This is a genomic window from Pseudomonas atacamensis (assembly GCF_017167965.1).
Taxonomy (GTDB): Bacteria; Pseudomonadota; Gammaproteobacteria; order Pseudomonadales; family Pseudomonadaceae; genus Aquipseudomonas; species Aquipseudomonas atacamensis.
In genome coordinates, this window is sequence record NZ_CP070503.1 from 3,090,024 (window position 1) to 3,110,135 (window position 20,112).

The 20,112-nt window shown below is 61.4% G+C and carries 14 protein-coding genes; 13 read left to right on the forward strand and 1 reads right to left on the reverse strand.

Features of this window, described 5'->3' with window-relative positions; translation table 11 throughout:
- Positions 1-394 precede the first annotated feature (394 nt).
- The 13 genes from glgA (at position 395) to JWU58_RS14110 (ending at position 17,764) form a co-directional block, all read left to right on the forward strand.
- Positions 395-1,981, forward strand: a complete 1,587-nt coding sequence (gene glgA, locus JWU58_RS14050; RefSeq protein ID WP_016774645.1) for a glycogen synthase GlgA — start codon at positions 395-397, stop codon at positions 1,979-1,981.
- Between the two features lie 17 nt (positions 1,982-1,998).
- Positions 1,999-3,801 carry a malto-oligosyltrehalose trehalohydrolase gene (gene treZ / locus JWU58_RS14055; protein ID WP_206420322.1) on the forward strand — a complete coding sequence of 601 codons (1,803 nt, stop codon included), beginning with the start codon at positions 1,999-2,001 and terminating at the stop codon, positions 3,799-3,801.
- On the forward strand, positions 3,798-5,876 hold the full coding sequence (malQ, locus tag JWU58_RS14060) for a 4-alpha-glucanotransferase (protein ID WP_206420323.1): 2,079 nt from the start codon (positions 3,798-3,800) through the stop codon (positions 5,874-5,876). The genes treZ and malQ overlap by 4 nt, the downstream gene beginning before the upstream one ends.
- Positions 5,873-8,647 carry a malto-oligosyltrehalose synthase gene (locus JWU58_RS14065; protein WP_206420324.1) on the forward strand — a complete coding sequence of 925 codons (2,775 nt, stop codon included), beginning with the start codon at positions 5,873-5,875 and terminating at the stop codon, positions 8,645-8,647. The genes malQ and JWU58_RS14065 overlap by 4 nt, the downstream gene beginning before the upstream one ends.
- Positions 8,648-8,668: 21 nt before the next feature.
- Positions 8,669-9,007, forward strand: coding sequence for a DUF2934 domain-containing protein (locus JWU58_RS14070; protein WP_123442544.1), 339 nt, complete (start codon positions 8,669-8,671; stop codon positions 9,005-9,007).
- Between the two features lie 239 nt (positions 9,008-9,246).
- Complete coding sequence (glgX, locus tag JWU58_RS14075; RefSeq protein ID WP_123442545.1) at positions 9,247-11,406, forward strand: glycogen debranching protein GlgX; 2,160 nt, start codon at positions 9,247-9,249, stop codon at positions 11,404-11,406.
- A 1-nt stretch (position 11,407) separates the two neighbouring features.
- Positions 11,408-12,406 (forward strand): acyl-CoA dehydrogenase family protein, encoded by a 999-nt coding sequence (locus tag JWU58_RS14080; protein WP_206420325.1) that lies wholly within the window; start codon positions 11,408-11,410, stop codon positions 12,404-12,406.
- Entirely contained in the window at positions 12,403-13,161 is a 759-nt protein-coding gene (locus JWU58_RS14085) for a PIG-L deacetylase family protein (RefSeq protein WP_016774641.1), read from the forward strand. The genes JWU58_RS14080 and JWU58_RS14085 overlap by 4 nt, the downstream gene beginning before the upstream one ends.
- On the forward strand, positions 13,158-13,757 hold the full coding sequence (locus JWU58_RS14090) for an SAM-dependent methyltransferase (protein WP_056785814.1): 600 nt from the start codon (positions 13,158-13,160) through the stop codon (positions 13,755-13,757). Before JWU58_RS14085 ends, JWU58_RS14090 begins: the two co-directional genes overlap by 4 nt.
- Positions 13,754-14,413, forward strand: coding sequence for a glycosyltransferase family 2 protein (locus JWU58_RS14095; RefSeq protein WP_206420326.1), 660 nt, complete (start codon positions 13,754-13,756; stop codon positions 14,411-14,413). Before JWU58_RS14090 ends, JWU58_RS14095 begins: the two co-directional genes overlap by 4 nt.
- 178 nt (positions 14,414-14,591) lie before the next feature.
- Entirely contained in the window at positions 14,592-15,350 is a 759-nt protein-coding gene (locus tag JWU58_RS14100; protein WP_016774638.1) for a PIG-L deacetylase family protein, read from the forward strand.
- A 198-nt stretch (positions 15,351-15,548) separates the two neighbouring features.
- Positions 15,549-16,331 (forward strand): endonuclease/exonuclease/phosphatase family protein, encoded by a 783-nt coding sequence (locus JWU58_RS14105; RefSeq protein WP_016774637.1) that lies wholly within the window; start codon positions 15,549-15,551, stop codon positions 16,329-16,331.
- Positions 16,332-16,711: 380 nt separating this feature from the next.
- Entirely contained in the window at positions 16,712-17,764 is a 1,053-nt protein-coding gene (locus JWU58_RS14110) for an autotransporter outer membrane beta-barrel domain-containing protein (protein WP_206420327.1), read from the forward strand.
- Between the two features lie 116 nt (positions 17,765-17,880).
- Here JWU58_RS14110 and glgB read toward each other — a convergent pair whose 3' ends face one another.
- Complete coding sequence (gene glgB / locus JWU58_RS14115; RefSeq protein WP_206420328.1) at positions 17,881-20,112, reverse strand: 1,4-alpha-glucan branching protein GlgB; 2,232 nt, start codon at positions 20,110-20,112, stop codon at positions 17,881-17,883.

Genomic DNA, 20,112 nt, shown 5'->3' on the forward strand with positions numbered 1-20,112 from the left:
GTTTTGGCCCACTCCGACCGAAAAACATGCCCTTCGTCGGAGCGTTTCCCCTCCTGAACCCTCGCTTACATCCCGACACAACCGATTGTCGAACAATTTACCCATTTGCCCCAACCCGCTCTAGGATCTGGCCTAGACTGATTTTTCAGTGGCCAAACCACTCGGTCATACCGCCGAAAAAAAGTCGAAACTTTTGCTTCACGCCACAGGTCATCAGAACAACTGGGCGAAAGCGACTGGTGTAATCCTTGCAACGGCCTCACCACCCATTCTGCTTGCGCGTGTTGGGTCAGCATTTGCTCACCGATGCGTGGCGCCTTTGCGCCCGGCCACAGGACTTGGCCACGAAACAGCTTGTTCGAGACAAGAATCAGATCACACACGGGAGATACATATGATCAGTGCGGCATTGGATATTCAGGGAGAGCGTGCTCACCAGTCGCTTGGAGAATCGAGCACCATCAGTGTTCCCGGCAGCCGACAGATCAACGTACCCGGCACCAAGACGCTTGCTCCGGTAGCAAGCCAGAATCCCAACAAGAAAAAAGTGTTGTTCGTGACTTCGGAAATCGCCGATCTGGTCAAGACCGGCGGCCTCGGTGACGTCTCCGCCGCCCTGCCCCGGGCCATGGCCCATCTACATGATGTGCGGGTGCTGATTCCCGGTTATCCGCAAGTGGTGCACAGCGAAAACCCGATTCACATCATCGGCGAGCTGGGTGGCCATGCCGCGCTGCCACCTTGCAAGATCGGACGCATGGACATGCCCGATGGCCTGGTGATCTACGTGTTGATCTGCCCTGAACTCTACGAGCGAGAAGGTGGCCCTTACGGCGCCAACAACGGTCGCGACTGGCCGGACAACCATATCCGCTTCGCCCGTCTCGGCCTCGCCGCTGCCGACATCGCCGCCAACCTTGCGCAAATCCACTGGCGCCCGGATCTGGTGCACGCCCATGACTGGCCGGCTGGCCTCGCGCCCGCTTACATGCACTGGCGCGGGCAGCGCACGCCAACCCTGTTCACCATTCACAACCTTGCCTACCAGGGCGTGACCAGCCTCGGTTCCTGCCCGGAGCTGGGGATTCCCACCCATGCCCTGCAACAGGAAGGCATGGAGTTCTACGGCAAGATGTCGTTCCTCAAGGCCGGCATGGCCTATTCGAGCCACATCACCACGGTCAGCGCGACGTATGCGCAAGAAATCACCACCCCGGACTTCGGCTGTGGCCTCGACGGATTCCTTGCCGCCAAGACCCAGCAAGGCCTGCTCAGCGGCATCCCGAACGGCATCGACGAGAGCTGGGATTCGGCGACCGACCCGCACCTGTTCGCCCCGTTCGCCATCGGCGACTGGGAAGGCAAAGCGGTCAACGCCGCCCACGTCCGTGAGCTGTTCGGCCTGAATGACTCTACCGGCCCACTGTTCGCCGTGGTTTCGCGCCTGGTCTATCAGAAAGGTCTTGACCTCACCGAAGCGGTGTCCGAGTTCATCGTGCAGAACGGTGGTCAGATCGCGATCATTGGTCGCGGCGAGCCGGAAGAAGAGCAAGCCATGCGCGAACTGGCGCTGCGCTTCCCAGGCCAGATCGGCGTGCGCATCGGCTTCAACGAAACCGATGCCCGACGCATGTTCGCCGGCAGCGATTTCCTCTTGATGCCTTCGCGTTACGAGCCTTGCGGCTTGAGCCAAATGTACGCCCAGCGTTTCGGCTCGCTGCCGGTCGCGCGCAACACCGGCGGTCTGGCCGACACCATTGAAAACGGCGTCACCGGTTTCCTCTTCGATGAGTCCACCGTTGATAGCTATAAAGAAGCCCTGAGCCGCGCGTTCAAAGTCTTCGCCTTCCCGGAATTGCTCAATGCCATGCGTTGCCGGGCCATGGCTGCACCGTTCAACTGGAGCAAAGCGGTTGAACCGTACGCCGAACTTTACGAACAACTGGTCGCCAAGGCGTTGGGTAAAGCCAGCCACAAATAACCAGGGAGTTGCAGAAAATGCCGTCAAGGACCCAAGAAACCTGGCCCCACGGCGCGATCATGCTGGATGCCGAGCACACGCAATTTGCGTTGTGGGCGCCTGACGCGTTCTACGTCAGTGTGGAACTGGAAGATGGAAAATCGTTGCCCATGCTGCCTCAGGGCGACGGTTGGTTTGTAATCAAGGCCAATTGCCCGGCGGGCAGTCGCTACCGTTACTGCATCGATGGCGAACTGGAGGTGCCGGACCCGGCCTCCAGGGCGCAGGATAGTGACCTCGACCGCCACAGCGTGGTGGTCGACCCCCATGCCTATCAATGGCGGCACACGACCTGGAATGGTCGGCCGTGGAGCGAAGCGGTGATTTACGAGCTGCACGTCGGTGCGCTCGGTGGTTTTGCCGAAGTCGAACAGCATCTGGCGCGGCTGGTGGCACTGGGCATCACCGCCATCGAACTGATGCCGCTGGCGCAATTTCCCGGTGATCGCAACTGGGGCTACGACGGAGTGCTGCCCTATGCACCGCAAGCCTCCTACGGCACACCGGAACAACTCAAACACCTGATCGACACCGCCCACGGCCATGGCCTGGCGGTGATTCTCGACGTCGTCTACAACCACTTCGGTCCCGACGGCAACTATCTGCATCGTTACGCCAAAGGCTTTTTCCGCGAGGACAAACACACGCCCTGGGGCGCGGCGATCGACTTCCGTCGCCCGGAAGTGCGCGAGTTCTTCATTGAAAACGCGCTGATGTGGCTGCTCGAATACCGTTTCGACGGTTTGCGTCTGGATGCGGTGCACGCGATTGAAGATCCCGACTTTCTCAGCGATCTGGCCCGGCGCATTCGCCAGCAGATCGACCCGACCCGGCACGTCTGGCTGACCGTCGAGAACGAGCTGAACCAGTCGAGTCTGCTGGAAAACGATTACGACGCGCAGTGGAACGACGACGGTCATAACGCGTTGCACGTGCTGCTGACCGGCGAAACCGACGCCTATTACGCCGACTATGCCGCGCAGCCCACCGAGCAACTGGTGCGCTGCCTGAGCCAGGGCTTCGTGTTCCAGGGCCACATCACTCGCCATGGCGAACCTCGCGGCGAGCCGAGCGAACATCTGCCCTCCACTGCTTTCGTGCTGTTCCTGCAGAACCATGACCAGATCGGCAACCGTGCCTTTGGCGAACGCCTGCATCAGCTCGCCGACCCGCGTGCGGTACAAGCGGCGACGGTGTTGTTGCTGCTGTCGCCGATGATTCCGCTGATGTTCATGGGCGACGAGTTTGCCGCCGAGCAACCGTTCCTGTTTTTCACCAGTCACCACGGTGAACTGGCGGAACTGGTGCGTGAAGGTCGGCGCAACGAGTTCGCCGCATTCAGCGCCTTTACCGATCCGCACAAGCGCGAACAGATCCCCGATCCGAATGCCGAAGAAACCTTCCGCGCCTCACAGCCACGACTGGTTGGCAGTGGCACGCCGTTACAACAGGAGACGCAAGAGCTCTACCGGCAACTGTTGAAATTGCGTCACCAGTACATCATTCCCCACCTCTCCGGAACTCAAGCGTTGGGCGCGCAGATGCTCGGCCATGGCGCGGTCAGCGCACGCTGGCGACTGGGCAACGGCAGTGAACTGCGAATTGACCTGAACCTCAGCGACACGCCAGTGGTCAACCCTGCACAGACCGATACCGAGTGGCTGTTTCAACAGCCAGCCGCGATCGAACTGTCGGACCCGAACCAACTGCCGGCGTACACCGCGCTCGTCAGCCTCACGGCCGCACCCGTTATGCACCCCCTGGATGGAGAGCGCCTATGAGCGATGCGCAACTGGAAATACTCGCCAGTCGAGCCGGCCTTGCCGTCGACTGGATCGACGCCAACGGGCGTCAGCAAAAAGTCGCTCCTGCTGTGTTGCGCAATGTCCTGATCGGACTCGGCCACCCCGCCAGCACCGCGCAAGAAATCGATGCCAGCCTGCTGGAATTGCAAGAAGTCCAGCAAGACCGCCATTTGCCGCCCCTGCTGACCTGCGACGTGGGCGTTGCCCTCGACCTGAGTCGCTATTTCTCACCGGAAACCCCCTGCGAAATCCATCTTGAAGACGGCTCGCAGATGAACCTGAAGCTGGACAACGAAGCCATGTTGCCCGGCTTGATTCCGGTCGGTTACCAGCAAGTGCATATCGCCGATCAGTATTTCACGCTCGCCGTGGCGCCTGAACGCTGCTTCAGCGTCGCCGATGCGGTCGATAGCCCGATCCCGCGGGCCTGGGGTCTGAGCGCCCAGTTGTATTCGCTGCGCCGTCCGGGTGACGGTGGTTTTGGCGACACCCAGGCGCTGGAGGAACTGGTTCGTGTAGCGGGCGAACGTGGCGCCGATGCGCTGGCGATCAGTCCGATGCACGCGATGTTCAGCGCCGACAATGGCCGCTATAGCCCTTATTCGCCGTCCAGCCGCTTGTTTCTCAATTCACTGTATGCCGCGCCGGGGAGCATTCTCGGCGAACGCGCGTTGCGTGATGCAATTGATGTCAGTGGCCTGGCCGCGCAGTTCGAGCAGCTGGAAAATCTCAAGCTGATCGACTGGCCGACCGCTGCCGAAGCCAAGCAGAAGCTGCTGCAAGCCTTGTATGAAGGTTTCGTCGCTGGTGAGCATCCGCTGCACGCCGACTTCGCCAGTTTTCGTCACGCCGGTGGCGAAGCGCTGGAGAACCATTGCCGCTTTGAAGCGATTCAGGAAATGCGCGCCGCCCGTGGCGAAAGTCTCGACTGGCGCGAATGGCCGCAGCACTGGCACGACCCGCGCGGTGCGGCGCTGGGCGCGTTTGCCGAGGAATACGCCGAGCGCATCGGTTATTTCGCTTTCTGCCAATGGCTGATCCATCGCTGCCTCGAACGCGCCCAAACTGCCGCGCGCAGTGCCGGCATGGGCATTGGCCTGATCGCCGACCTCGCCGTCGGTGCTGATGGCGCTGGCAGCCAGGCCTGGAGCTTTCAGGATGAATTGCTCGCCTCGCTGACCGTCGGCGCGCCGCCGGACATCCTCAATCGCAGCGGCCAGGGCTGGGGCATTTCCGCGTTCTCGCCGGAAGGGCTGATCCGCAACGGTTTCCGCGCCTTCATCGACATGCTGCGCGCCAACTTCGCCCACGCCGGTGGCTTGCGTATCGACCATGTCATGGGCCTGCAACGCCTGTGGGTGATTCCCAACGGCGCCGCTCCGGCCGATGGCGCCTATCTGTATTACCCGTTCGACGACATGTTGCGCCTGCTGACCCTGGAATCCCATCGGCATCAGGCCATTGTGCTCGGCGAAGACCTCGGCACCGTGCCGGAAGGCCTGCGGGAAAAACTTGCCGCGCGGTCAATCCTGGGCATGCGCGTGCTGTTGTTCGAACAGGACAACACCCGCTTCAAACCGATTCTCGACTGGCCGGATGATGCCCTGGCGACCACCAGCACCCATGACCTGCCGACACTTAATGGTTGGTGGCATGGTCGTGACATCGACTGGAATGCACGCCTCGGTCTGGTCGATGCCAACGGCGAAATCGACTGGCGTCGGCATCGCGAGCGTGAACGCGAAGGCCTGCGCGATGCGCTGCGCCAAGATCCGCAGAATTTCCGCGAAGAGTCCCACGAAGCCGATCAAGTGGTCGATGCCAGTGTGCGTTTCCTCGGCCACACCCGCGCGCCGCTGGTCCTGCTGCCGCTGGAAGATGCCTTGGGTATCGATGAACAGCCGAATCTGCCTGGCACCACCGATTCACATCCGAACTGGTCGCGACGTTTGCCCGGTCCCAGCGAAGCGTTGCTGGACGGCCCCGATGCCGCCCGCCGCCTGGAACTGTTGGCCTGCGCGCGCCTTCAAGCCTCTGAGCGTGACCAATGAATCAACAGCAAATCCAGCCACTGCGCGCCACCTTGCGCCTGCAATTTCATAAAGGTTTTACCCTCGAACAAGCGGTGCCACTGGTGCCGTACTTTGCCCGCCTCGGCATCAGCCATATCTACGCCTCGCCCCTGTTGGCGGCGCGCGCCGGTTCCATGCATGGCTACGACGTGGTCGACCCGACCCAGGTCAACCCTGAGCTGGGCGGCGAGCCGGCATTGCGCCAACTGGTCAGCACCCTGCGCGAACACAACATGGGCCTGATCCTCGACATCGTTTCCAACCACATGGCCGTGGGCGGCAATGACAACCCATGGTGGCTCGACTTGCTGGAATGGGGACGCCTGAGCCCGTACGGCGAATTCTTCGACATTCAGTGGCACTCGCCGGACCCGTTGATGGAAGGCCAGTTGCTGCTGCCATTCCTTGGCAGTGATTACGGCGTGGCGTTGCAGGAAGGCACGCTGAAGCTGAAATTCAACGGGCAGGCCGGGACCTTCTACGTCGAGCATTACGACCACCACTTCCCGATCTGCCCGAACAACTATGGCGAGCTGCTCAAGTCCGACGACACGCTGAAGTCTCTGGCAGATCGCTTCAGCACACTCAGCTACCAGACCGACGCACATTCGCTGGCGATCCCGCTCAAGCAGGAGCTGCGCGAGCTGGCCAGCGATCCGCGTGTTCTGGCGACTATCGAAGGCAACCTCGCACAGTACGATTCCACCACCGAGGAAGGCTTCCACAAGCTCCACGATTTACTGGAACGGCAAAGCTATCGCCTGGCCAGTTGGCGCACGGCGGCGGACGACATCAACTGGCGGCGCTTCTTCGACATCAACGAGCTTGGCGGCCTGCGCGTCGAGCGTCCGGCGGTGTTCGAAGCGACCCACGGCAAAATCTTCCAATTGGTAGAAGAAGGTCTGGTCGACGGCTTGCGCATCGACCACATCGACGGCCTCGCCGACCCGCGTGGCTACTGCCGCAAATTGCGCCGTCGCCTTGATCACTTGGCGCCGGGACGTCACCTGCCCATCTATGTCGAGAAGATCCTCGGCGAGGGCGAAACCCTGCGCCGCGACTGGAGCGTCGACGGCACCACCGGCTACGAGTTCATGAATCAGCTGTCGCTGCTGCAACACGACCCGGACGGCGAAAACGTGCTCGGCGAACTCTGGCAGCGCCGCACCGAGCGCCCGGCTGCGTTCATGGAAGAAGCGCAACTGGCCCGTCAGCAGATCCTCAACGGCTCGCTGGCCAGCGACTTCGAAAGTGTCGCGCAGGCCCTGCATCAAGTCGCACGGGATGACCTGATGACCCGCGACCTGACCTTGGGCGCGATTCGCCGCGTGCTGCATGCGCTGATCGTGCACTTCCCGGTTTATCGCACTTACATCAGCGCCATGGGCCGGTCCGAGCAGGACGAAGCGATTTTCCAGCACGCCATGGACGGTGCGCGGCAAACCCTCAGCGAAGCCGACTGGCCAGTGCTCGACTCGGTCGCCAGTTGGCTCGGCGGCACGCCATGGCGCCGCAAGCCACGGGGGCGCTCGCGCAAGATCCTCAAGCATGCCTGCGTGCGTTTCCAGCAACTGACTTCGCCGGCAGCTGCCAAAGCCGTGGAAGATACCGCGCTGTATCGCTCGGCGGTGCTGCTGTCGCGCAATGATGTCGGTTACAACACCGAGCAATTCAGCGCGCCGGTCAGCGAGTTCCACGAAGTCAATCAACAGCGCATGGCCGAGTTTCCAGACAACCTGCTCGCGACTGCCACCCATGACCACAAGCGTGGCGAAGACACTCGCGCCCGTCTGGCCGTGCTGAGCGAACGCAGCCATTGGTACGCCGATCAGGTCGAACTGTGGCGCGCCCTCGCCCGCCCCGTGCGCATCGAAGATGACGCGCCTTCCGCTGGCGACGAACTGATCCTCTATCAGGCATTGCTCGGCAGTTGGCCGCTGGACCTGCAGGACGATGACCAGGCCGGTTTCGCCGATTACGCCAAGCGCATCTGGCAGTGGCAACAGAAAGCCCTGCGCGAAGCCAAGCTGCAAAGCAGCTGGAGCGCGCCGAATGAAGCGTATGAAAACGCAGCACAGGCGTTCACGGAAAAACTGTTGACCGGTGAAGAAGGCGAGTTGCTGCGTGCGGCGCTGAGCAAGACCGTCAACAGCATCGCCGCTGCCGGCGCGCTCAACGGGCTGGCGCAAACCTTGCTGCGCATGACCGTGCCGGGTGTGCCGGATCTGTACCAGGGCAACGAGTACTGGGATTTCAGTCTGGTCGACCCGGACAACCGCCGGCCGGTGGATTACGCCGCCCGCGAGCAAGCGTTGCAGGCATCCGTGCCGGGTACCGAACTGCTCAAGGATTGGCGTGACGGGCGCATCAAACAGGCGCTGATCAGTGAGGTGTTGAACCTGCGCAAGGAACACAGCGAGCTGTTCCGTCGTGGCGATTACCAGCCATTGGAAGTACTGGGCAGTCAGGCGCACAACGTCTTGGCATTCGCGCGTGAACACGAAGGCGTGCGGGCCATCGTGGTAGTGCCGGTGCGTTGCGCGACGTTGCTGGAAAACAGTGCCATGCCGCAGGTCGATGCGCTGCGCTGGGGCGATACGCGGGTGGTTTTACCGTCTGCCGCTTCGGATGCAAACCTGAAGGGACTTTTTGCAAGCAGCGTAGTCACACAAAACAGGGAGCTGAATGTCAGCGAAGCGCTGGGGGATGTCCCGGTCAATCTCTTTATCCAACACTTAACACAAGCATGAGTTCAGTTCAGGAGCATTGCGATGAGCACCGACGATAAACGCATTCGCGAATTCGCCTATCAGATCTGGGAGTCGGAAGGGAAACCTGAAGGCCACGAAGAACGTCATTGGGAAATGGCGCGCAAGCTGGCCGAGGCCGAAGCGCTGGCACCCAAGAAGCCACCGAAAGCGGCGGGCAGCAAAGTGGCTGGCAAGACTACAGCCGCTGCAGCGAAAAGCACCGACGGCAAGACTCCGGCAACCGCCAAAGCCAAACCGGCAGCGAAAGCCAAGCCGGCGGCCACGCCCAAAGTAGTCCCGCCGGGCGAAAAGGCTACCGAGAAAAAGCCGCGAGCAGCGAAGAAGCCTCCGGCGAACTGACCCGATCCATTTTTGAACTGAATGACTGTGTGGCGAGCATGCTCGCCACAAGGGGTTCTTGCGCCCTGAAGAAAGTCCCTTATTGGGAAAAACACACAACCCTGTGGGAGCGAGCCTGCTCGCGAAAGCGCTAGGCCAGTTGGTGAAAATGTCGAATGTACCGACGCTTTCGCGAGCAAGCTCGCTCCCACCAGGAAATCTCATTGCCTGAACTGTCCCGTTTTTTTGCAGGAGCAATCATGACCCGTCCAAAGAAAGCCGAACCCGCTGCGCACGCCGAGCCGTCGAGAATCCGTGAAGGCCTGCCCTTCCCGCTCGGTGCGACCTGGGATGGTCTGGGGGTGAACTTTGCTCTGTTTTCCGCCAACGCCACCAAGGTCGAGCTGTGCATTTTCGACGATGCCGGCGAGGTCGAGCTCGAACGCATCGAGCTGCCGGAATACACCGATGAGATCTACCACGGCTACCTGCCGGATGCGCATCCTGGCTTGATCTACGGCTACCGCGTATATGGTCCTTATGACCCGGCCAATGGTCACCGCTTCAACCACAACAAACTGCTGATCGACCCGTACGCCAAGCAATTGGTCGGCGAGCTGAAATGGTCGGAGGCGCTGTTCGGCTACACCATCGGCCACCCCGACGCCGACCTCAGTTTCGACGAGCGTGACAGCGCGCCATTCGTGCCCAAGTGCAAGGTCATCGACCCGGCGCACACCTGGGGCAACGACCATCGCGTCAGCGTGCCGTGGGACAAGACCATCATTTATGAAACCCATGTGCGCGGCATCAGCATGCGTCACCCGTCGGTGCCGGAAAACCTGCGTGGCACTTTCGGCGGTCTGATGGTCGACGACGTGCTCGAGCACATTCGCAAGCTCGGTGTGTCTTCTGTCGAACTGCTGCCGATCCATGCTTTCGTCAACGATCAGCATCTGCTGCAAAAGGGCATGACCAACTACTGGGGCTACAACAGCATTGCGTTCTTCGCCCCGGACCCGCGTTATCTGGCCAGTGGCAAGATTGCCGAATTCAAGGAAATGGTCGCGCATCTGCACGATGCCAACCTCGAAGTCATTCTCGACGTGGTCTACAACCACACCGCCGAAGGCAACGAGCAAGGCCCGACCCTGTCGATGCGCGGTATCGACAACGCCTCCTACTACCGCTTGATGCCCGACGACAAGCGCTACTACATCAACGATTCCGGCACCGGTAACACGCTCGACCTGAGCCACCCGTGCGTGCTGCAAATGGTCACTGACTCTCTGCGCTACTGGGCCAGTGAGATGCACGTCGATGGCTTCCGCTTCGACTTGGCAACCATTCTTGGCCGCTACCACGATGGCTTCGACGAGCGCCACAGCTTCCTCGTCGCCTGCCGTCAGGACCCGGTGCTGCGTCAGGTGAAGATGATCGCCGAACCTTGGGACTGCGGCCCCGGCGGCTATCAGGTCGGCAACTTTCCGCCGGGCTGGGTCGAATGGAACGACAAGTTCCGCGACACCGTGCGTGCGTTCTGGAAAGGCGACGACGCTCAGCTCGCCGATTTCGCCAGCCGCATGACCGCTTCCGGCGAGATGTTCAACCAGCGTGGGCGCCGGCCGTATTCGTCGGTGAACTTCATCACCGCCCACGACGGTTTCACTCTCAACGATCTGGTCTCGTACAACGACAAGCACAACGAAGCCAACGACGAGAACAACCAGGACGGCAGCAACAACAACCTGTCGTGGAACCACGGCGTCGAAGGTCCGACCGACGATCCGGAAATCAACGCTCTGCGCCACCGGCAGATGCGCAACTTTTTCGCCACCCTGCTGCTGGCCCAAGGTACTCCGATGATCGTCGCCGGTGACGAGTTCGCCCGCACCCAGGACGGCAACAACAACGCCTATTGCCAGGACAGCGAGATCGGCTGGGTCAACTGGGACCTGAGCGAGGACGGCAAGTCCCTGCTCAAGTTCGTCAAACGCCTGATCAAGCTGCGCCTGACTTATCCGATCCTGCGACGCGGACGTTTCCTGGTCGGCGAGTACAACGAAGACATCGGCGTCAAGGACGTGACCTGGCTGGCACCGGACGCTACCGAGATGACCACCGAGCACTGGCACGATGCGCACAACCGCTGCCTCGGCATGCTGCTCGACGGTCGCGCGCAGGAAACCGGCATCCGCCGCAAAGGTGCCGACGCGACCCTGTTGCTGGTGGTCAACGCCCACCACGACATCGTCAACTTCACCCTGCCGGAAGTGCCGGACGGCGGCTTCTGGACCTGCATGATCGACACCAATCAGCCGTCGATTCGCGGCCAGGAGCGCTTTGAATTCGGCCATGAATATTCGGTGACCGGGCGTTCGTTGCTGCTGTTCGAACTGCAACGTGACGAAGAAGATTGATATGGACTTTCAACATTATCTGGCCCGCCGTCCGCCAGATTACGCCGACACCAACGCCCTCGGCCGTTGCCTGAGGGCGATGGTCGAGGCCGGCCTCGACCGCTTGCCGTTACCCGGCAGCGGTCACACGCTGGAGCGCTTTCAGCGTCTCTCGGAAGTCGGTGGACACGATTTAGGCCTGTGCAAACTCTATGAGGGCCACACCGACGCGCTGGCGATCATCGAGCAATTGGGCGGTACGCCAACCCCGGGCAGCACGTGGGGCATGTGGGCCGCCGAACCGCCGCAGGCACGGGTGAAAGTCACGCCGGCCGGGCATATGGTGTCGCTGAACGGGCGCAAGGCCTGGTGCTCTGGCGCTGCGGTGCTCAGCCACGCCTTGCTCACCGCATGGGACGCGGACGGTCAACAGCAATTGGTTGCAGTCGCGCTCGATCAACCTGGCGTGACCATCACCGATCAAGGCTGGCAAGCGGTGGGCATGGCGGCCACCGGCAGCGTTGAAGTGCTGTTCGACAACGCTGAAGCGCAGGCCATTGGCAACCCCGGTGATTACCTGCAACGACCGGGGTTCTGGCAGGGCGGGATCGGTATCGCCGCTTGCTGGTATGGCGCTTCACGGCGGATTGCCGAAGGGCTGCGTCAGCATTGCGCGCAACGCGATGAACCGCACGCCCTCGCCCATCTCGGTGCGACTGACACAGCACTGCAAGCGGCAGCCGATGTGTTGCGCTTCAGCGCGCTGCAAATCGATGCGCAGCCCGAGGCCGACGCTGAATTGCTCGCCCGCCGCGCCCGCGCCGTGGTTGAACAGTCTGCTGAACAGGTGATGCGTGAAGTCGGTCGTGCGTTGGGTGCCGGGCCGTTTTGTCAGGATCGGCATTTCGCCAGGTTGAGTGCCGACCTGCCGGTATTTCTGCGCCAGAGTCATGCCGAACGCGACCTTGCTGCATTGGGCCAGCAGATTGCTGGTCAGTCCTGCGAGGTCTGGGCGTTATGAAAGCCAACCCGATCGTTGGCCAGGGCACTTCATTGCAGCAATGGCAGGCTTCGCGCCGTCTGGCCGAGCTGCCGGCTATCGACATTCTTGACTTGGTACCGCTGGGCTCGCGAGCGGTGATCATCGCGCCGCACCCGGATGACGAAGTGCTCGGTTGCGGCGGCATCATGCAGTTGCTGGCGGCAGCCGGACGGCCGTTGCAGTTGATTTCGGTCACCGATGGCAGCGCCAGTCACCCCGGCTCGCAGCGTTGGACAGTCGAGCGTTTGAGCGTGGTGCGTCCGCAGGAGTCTGCCGAAGCCTTGCGGCGCCTCGGTCTGCCGATGCATAGCCTGAAATGGCTGCGCGGAGGTTTTACCGATACGCAAGTGGCGGCGCAGGAAACCGAGTTGAGCGAATTCATCGCCGGTTATCTGCATGCCAGTGACGTGGTTTTCACGACCTGGCGCCAGGACGGTCACAGCGATCACGAGGCCGTAGGCCGCGCCAGTGTCGAAGCGGCGCGACGCGTTGGTGCGACCTGCCATGAACTTCCGGTCTGGACCTGGCACTGGGCAACCCCGGAAGACGCTTCGGTGCCATGGGAGCGTGCGCGCAAGATTCTCCTTTCACCGACGCACATCGCACGTAAACGCCACGCCGCGCACGCGTTCGCCAGCCAGTTGGAAGGCGACCGCGACGTCGGCCTCGGGCCGGTGCTCGCGCCCTATGTGCTCGATCGTTTGCTGCAACCTTTTGAAGTGGTGTTCCTGTGAGCGTCGATGACCGCTATTTCGATGGCCTGTTCGCGGGCAATGACGACCCATGGGCGTTCCGCCAGCGCTGGTACGAGCAGCGCAAACGCGCGATCACCCTCGCCGCCCTGCCCCGTCCGCGCTACAGGTCGGTGTTCGAACCGGGTTGCGCCAACGGCGAACTGAGTGCAGAGCTGGCTCCGCGCTGCGACCGCCTGTTGTGCTGCGACACGGCGAGCGCGGCGGTGAAGCTGGCGCGTACGCGCTTGAGCGTGTTCGAGCATGCCGAAGTCCGTCAGGGCCGCCTTCCGGCTGACTGGCCGGAGGAAAAGTTCGACCTGATCGTATTCAGCGAAATCGGCTACTACCTCGACGAAAAAGATCTGACAGAAATGATTCGCCGGATCAGTGAGTCACTGACCGCCGACGGACAATTGCTGGCCTGCCACTGGCGCCCGCCGATCGAGGGCTGCCCGCTGAATGCACGGCAGGTCCACGATCAGATCCACGATCAATTGGCTTTGCCGCGTCTGGTGCTGCATCAGGAAGCGGATTTCATTCTCGAACTGTGGAGCCGCGAGCCACGCTCGGTGGCGGCCCTGGAGGGCTTGCGTTGATCGGTATTGTGATTCCGGCGCACAACGAAGAGGCGCTGCTTGATGAATGCCTGCGTGCAGCGTTGCGCGCCAGCCAGCATGCACAACTGGGCGGCGAGCCGGTGGAAATACTGGTGGTGCTCGACAGTTGCAGCGATGGCTCGGCGCAGATCGTCAGCGCTTATCCGGTGCTCAGCTTGCAGATCGATGCGCGCAACGTTGGCGAAGCCCGCGCCACCGGTGCGCGCCTGTTGCTCGAGCGCGGTGCCCGCTGGATCGCCTGCACCGACGCCGACAGCCGCGTCGCCGATGACTGGCTGGCGGCGCAACTGGGGCTGGAGGCTGATGCTGTGTGCGGCACGGTCACTGTCGAGCACTGGCACGAATCGATTGATGAGGCGGCGCAGATTCGCTATCACCGCCATTATCAGGCCCGCGATGGCCATCGACACATTCACGGCGCCAACCTCGGTGTCAGCGCCGAGGCTTATCGTCTGGCCGGCGGTTTCAAGTCGCTGACCTGTGACGAGGATGTGCAACTGGTGCGTGCGCTGGAGCGCAGCGGCGCCAATATCGCCTGGAGTCACCGCCCGCAAGTGCATACCAGCGCCCGTCTCGACAGTCGGGCCAAGGGCGGGTTCGGTGATTTTCTGCGCAATCTGGCACAGCTGGAATAAAAAATTACGGATCAGATTGATCTGTGACGCGACGAATCGGCTGTCTTGAGCAATACTCTGCCTCGCAGTAATCCAAGGGTTGGAGCACTGCACCGTTGCTATTCATTTGCCTTCACGGGCCGCGATCAGCGTTGGCTGCTCACGACTGAGGGCGAGATACCACAAGGACGTCGCACTCATGAAATCGTCATTGCTCAACGAACACGGCCTGCCGGCACAGATCTGGAACAGCGCGCCGCAACTCGACAATATTCCCGTCATCAACACCCACAGCCTGGTACCCGCCGGCGCCCGCGCCGTGGTCATCGCCCCGCATCCGGGCGATGAAGTGGTCACTTGCGGCGGTCTGCTGCAACTGCTCTCCAGCCTTGGCCATCCCCTGCAATTGCTCTCGATTACCGACGGTAGCGCCAGCCACCCCGGCTCGCGCCAGTGGTCGGAACAGCGCCTGAGCGTATTCCGTCCGCAGGAAAGCGTTGAAGCCCTGCGCCGCCTCGGCCTGCCCATGCACAGCCTGAAGTGGGTGCGCGGCGGCTTTACCGACAACGCACTGAGTGATCAGCAAAGCCAGCTCACCGAGTTCATCGGCCGTTACCTGCGACCGGGCGACGTAGTGTTCAGTACCTGGCGCAAGGATGGCCCGCCGGATCATGAAGTGGTTGGCCGGGCCAGTTTCGACGCGGCGCAGAAAGCCGGGGCGACCTACCACGATGTGCCGGTGTGGGCTTGGCACTGGCCGGAGCGCGAGCAGCAAATGATTCCCTGGGAACGCGCGCGCAAGCTGCGTCTCGACACCTGGACAGTCGCGCGCAAGAGCCACGCCACCCACGCTTACGCCAGCCAGCTCAAGGGCGAACCGGCCATCGGCATCGCCCCGCTGCTGCCGCCGGTGCTGCTGGAGCGGATGCGCTTGCCGTATGAAATCGTCTTCTTCTGAACGGCGGAAGCTCAACATACCTGTGGGAGCGAGCCTGCTCGCGAAAGCGGTGTGTCATGTGTCAGATGTATTGAATGTGATGAAGTCTTCGCGAGCAGGCTCGCTCCCACATTGGCCCAGCAGTGAATCATCGTAAGGAACTGCCACCCCCTCAAACCAGTCGCATGAACAGGCATGGCCCAATTCAGAGGAGTGAACGTGTCCAGCGATCCCAAGCGTCAAGCGGTCGACGCGCCAGTCATTCATCGCCTGCGGGTACTCACGGTCAACACCCACAAGGGCTTCACCGCGCTGAATCGGCGGTTCGTTCTCCCGGAACTGCGCGAAGCGATGCGCAGTACCTCGGCCGATCTGGTGTTTCTGCAGGAAGTGGTGGGTGAGCACGAACGCCATTCCAGTCGTTACAACGACTGGCCGCAGACGTCGCAGTACGAATTCCTCGCCGACAGTATGTGGAGCGATTTTGCCTACGGGCGCAACGCCGTTTACCCCGACGGCCACCACGGCAACGCGCTGCTGTCGAAATATCCGATCCGCGAATATCGCAACCTCGACGTGTCGATCACCGGGCCTGAACGGCGCGGGCTGTTGCACTGCATTCTTGATGTCCCCGGGCATGCCGAGGTGCATGCGATCTGTGTGCATTTGAGTCTGCTGGAAAGCCATCGACAATTGCAGTTGCAACTGCTCTGTCAGCTGCTTGAATCTCTACCCGACGATGCGCCGGTGATCATCGCCGGCGATTTCAATGACTGGCAGTTGCAAGGCAACGCCGCCCTCGCCCGTCGCGATTATCTGCATGAAGCCTTTGAGCGTCACCATGGGCGCCCGGCGAAAACCTATCCCGCGCGGTTTCCCTTGCTGAGGCTTGACCGGATCTACCTGCGCAATGCCAGTAGCCACGATCCAAGGATTCTTGGCAACAAGCCGTGGACGCATCTTTCGGATCACTTGCCGTTAGCAGTTGAAGTACACCTGTAGCTGCGCTTTTTGACAGCAATTAAATGACAGGCCTTCCCGGCAACTGACGCTAGGAAAGACCTTTCGTCGGCGGCAAAAAACCGTCAGCCGCCTGCCTTGCAAGCGTTTTTCCATGCAAACAAACACTTAGTTATGTGCAGAAAAACAAACGCTTGCAAAGGCTGATTTAAGCGCGCCATTCATCGTGCATTTTCTTGACGCGCAGGCGTCGCTCTTCTTATCTCTACCTTACTACCCCCGGAATCACTACTGGGGCTGACCTTCCGGCACTCGCGAAATCGAGCAGCCGCGGTTCGCCCCGCTCTATTCGGTCGCCCCTCATTCGGGGTAGGAGAGACGCCAAACACGAGATGACGCATGCGCTTGCAAGGTAGACCTCCATGAAGACTTCACTGACCCCACTCGAACTGAAAATCACCCTTTGCACAGTGTCAGGTTCGCTGTTGCTGTGCTCGTCCATGGAGGCGCATGCGGGATCTGCGGCGGATGAACCCGCGTGGTATCGCGCCGACGTACCGGTGCTGACCCTGCCAGTAACCGTGATAACACCCGGAACGCTGCCATTGAATCAGCAGAGTTCGCGCCTGATCACTGAGGATCTTGCCCCATCTGCCTGGGACGAGCTGTACGGCAAAAGCGCTCGGCAAGCACAGACCGACGCACTTTCATCCGGTTATGCGATGGCCGCTGGCGAGTTCAAAGGTCCGGCCGTGGTCACGTTGAAAAGCGCTAACGGGACTACTCAGACCCTTGGTCTTATAGGTGGCAACAATCAGGTCCAGCTGAATGCCGATGGTGCGCTGACCCGACGTGCCCTCGCCGACCGCAACACTGACAGCCTCAACCTGCAAGGCCAGAGCCTGGGCGCCTATTACAGTCTGGTGGGTGCGCAAGGCTGGCACGTCGACCTGTCGGCCAGCGGCGGTCGGGTCAGCGGTTTCAGTCGCACTGCGCAAGGCAATCGGCAAGCCACCGAAGGCAATGCGATGACCTTTTCCGTCGAAGGCGGTTACCCGATCGGCTTGAGTGAAAACTGGGTGGTCGAGCCGCAGGCACAACTGATCAACCAGCGCATCAGTCTCGACGCTCCGTACGCCGGCTCGGGCAATGCCTCTTCCACCGACCTGACCGCGTGGAGTGGCCGCGTCGGTGCGCGGTTGAAAGGCAGTTATGACTTGAACGGGTTGCCTGTCGAACCCTACGTGCGCACCAACCTTTGGCACACCGTTTACACCGGCAGCACGGTGACGCTCGATCAGGTCGACAAGATCAGCAGCAGCCGCAAGTCTTCAACAGTGGAATTGGGTTTGGGTCTGGTGGCGCGGGTCACACCGGCGGTAAGCCTGTACATGAGCGCCGATTACAGCAGCGATGTGGATGAAAATGACTTGAACGGCATCATCGGCAGCCTCGGCGTGCGGATGCGTTGGTGATCTGCTGAACGCTGAAGAACCTTGTGGGAGCGAGACTGCTCGCGAAAACGGTGCCACCCTCAACATCATTGTTGACTGACATGGCGCCTTCGCGAGCAGGCTCGCTCCCACAGCTGCTAGCCCTGCGGCTTGAGAATCAACACCGCCAACGGCGGAAGATTCAGTTCCAGCGACAACGATTGACCATGACTCGGTACTTCATCGGTCAATGCCCCGCCACCATTGCCATAGTTGGAGCCGGCGTAAATGTCGGCGTCACTGTTGAACAGCTCGGTCCAGCGCCCGGCAAACGGCACGCCGACGCGATACGACTGGCGCGGTACCGGTGTGAAGTTGGCAACCACCAGCACTGGCGAGCCGTCCTTACTCCAGCGCAACCACGCGTAAACGCTGTTGATCGCATCATCGCCAATCAACCACTGGAAGCCTTGCGGCGCGTCGTCCTGATCGTGCAGCGCCGGCTCTTCGCGATACAGCCGGTTGAGATCGCCAACCAGTTTCTGCACACCTTTGTGCTCGGAGTACTGCAGCAGGTACCAGTCCAGTTGCTGATCGTGGTTCCACTCGCGCCACTGGCCAAACTCGCAGCCCATGAACAACAGCTTCTTGCCCGGATGCGTCCACATGAAGCTCAGATAGGCGCGCAGGTTGGCGAACTTCTGCCAGCGGTCGCCGGGCATCTTGTCGATCAGCGAGTGCTTGCCGTGCACCACTTCGTCGTGGGAAATCGGCAGGATGAAGCGTTCCGACCAGGCATAGACCAGACCAAAGCTCAACTCGTTGTGGTGATGGGCGCGGTACACCGGGTCCTGCTGGATGTAGTGCAGCGAGTCGTGCATCCAGCCCATGTTCCACTTATAGGAAAAGCCCAGGCCGCCCTGCTGGGTGCTCTGGCTGACGCCCGGCCATGCGGTGGATTCTTCGGCAATCACCAGCGCACCCGGCGCTTCCAGTTCAACCACGTCGTTCAAATGACGCAGGAAGTCGATGGCCTCCAGGTTCTCGCGACCGCCGTGGCGGTTCGGCACCCATTCGCCAGCCTTGCGCGAATAATCGCGATACAGCATCGAGGCCACCGCATCGACACGCAGGCCGTCGATATGGAAGTGTTTCAGCCAGTGCAGCGCCGAGGCCAGCATGTAACCGTGCACTTCGGTGCGACCGAGGTTGTAGATCAGCGTGTCCCAATCCTGATGGAAGCCTTCCAGCGGATTGCCGTACTCGTACAGCGCGGTGCCGTCGAACTGCGCCAAGCCATGGGTATCGGTGGGGAAATGCGCCGGCACCCAATCGAGAATCACACCGATGTCGGCCTGGTGACAGGCATTGACGAACGCGGCGAACTGATCCGGTGTGCCGTAACGTGCGCTCGGCGCGAACTGCGAAAGCAACTGGTAACCCCAGGAACCACCGAACGGGTGCTCCATGATCGGCATCAATTCGATGTGGGTGAATCCCAGCTCTTTCACATAAGGAATCAGCCGCTCGGCCAGTTCCGGCCAGGTGTACTGGCGCGCGACTTCGCCGAGATCATCCAGCTCGCACTGCCAGGAGCCGGCGTGCAACTCGTAGATCGACAGAGGCTTGGAGCGCTGCTGGCGATCCTGACGGGAATTCATCCAATCGTGATCCTGCCAGTCGATTTGCAACGGCGAGGCGACTTTCGAGGCGGTGTCCGGTGGCAGGCTGGTGGCCAGCGCCATCGGGTCGGCCTTGAGCGGCAGAATGCCGTGGGCGCCGAGGATTTCGTACTTGTACAACTCCCCCGCTTGCAGGCGCGGGATGAACAACTCCCACACGCCCGAAGGGTGGCGCAGACGCATCGGGTGACGGCGACCGTCCCAGACGTTGAAATCGCCGACCACCGAAACACGGCGGGCATTCGGCGCCCACACGGCAAAGCGAACACCGTCCACGCCATCAACGGTTTTCAGCTGTGCACCGAGGCAAGCGCTGAGGTCACGGTGATTGCCTTCGGCGAACAGATACAAATCCATTTCGCCGAGCAGTTGGCCAAAGCTGTACGGATCTTCGGCGACCTGCTCGCCACCGGCCCAGCGCGTGCGCAACAGGTACGGTCGCGCCTGATCGAAATGGCCGACAAACAGCCCCGGCGTCTCGGTCATCTCCAGCGGGCCAAGCTCTTCCCCGCTGTCCTTGTCCAGCACCGCCACACTCAGCGCACCGGGCAGATAAGCGCGGATGAACTGCCCACCAGCGCCATCGCCGTGCGGGCCGAGAATGGAAAACGGGTCCTGATGTTCAGCGCGTACCAAAGCATCGATGTCGCGTGCCGAGGGTAACAATGCTTCCTTTACCACACCCTGTTCCTTGTTCGAGAAACTCAT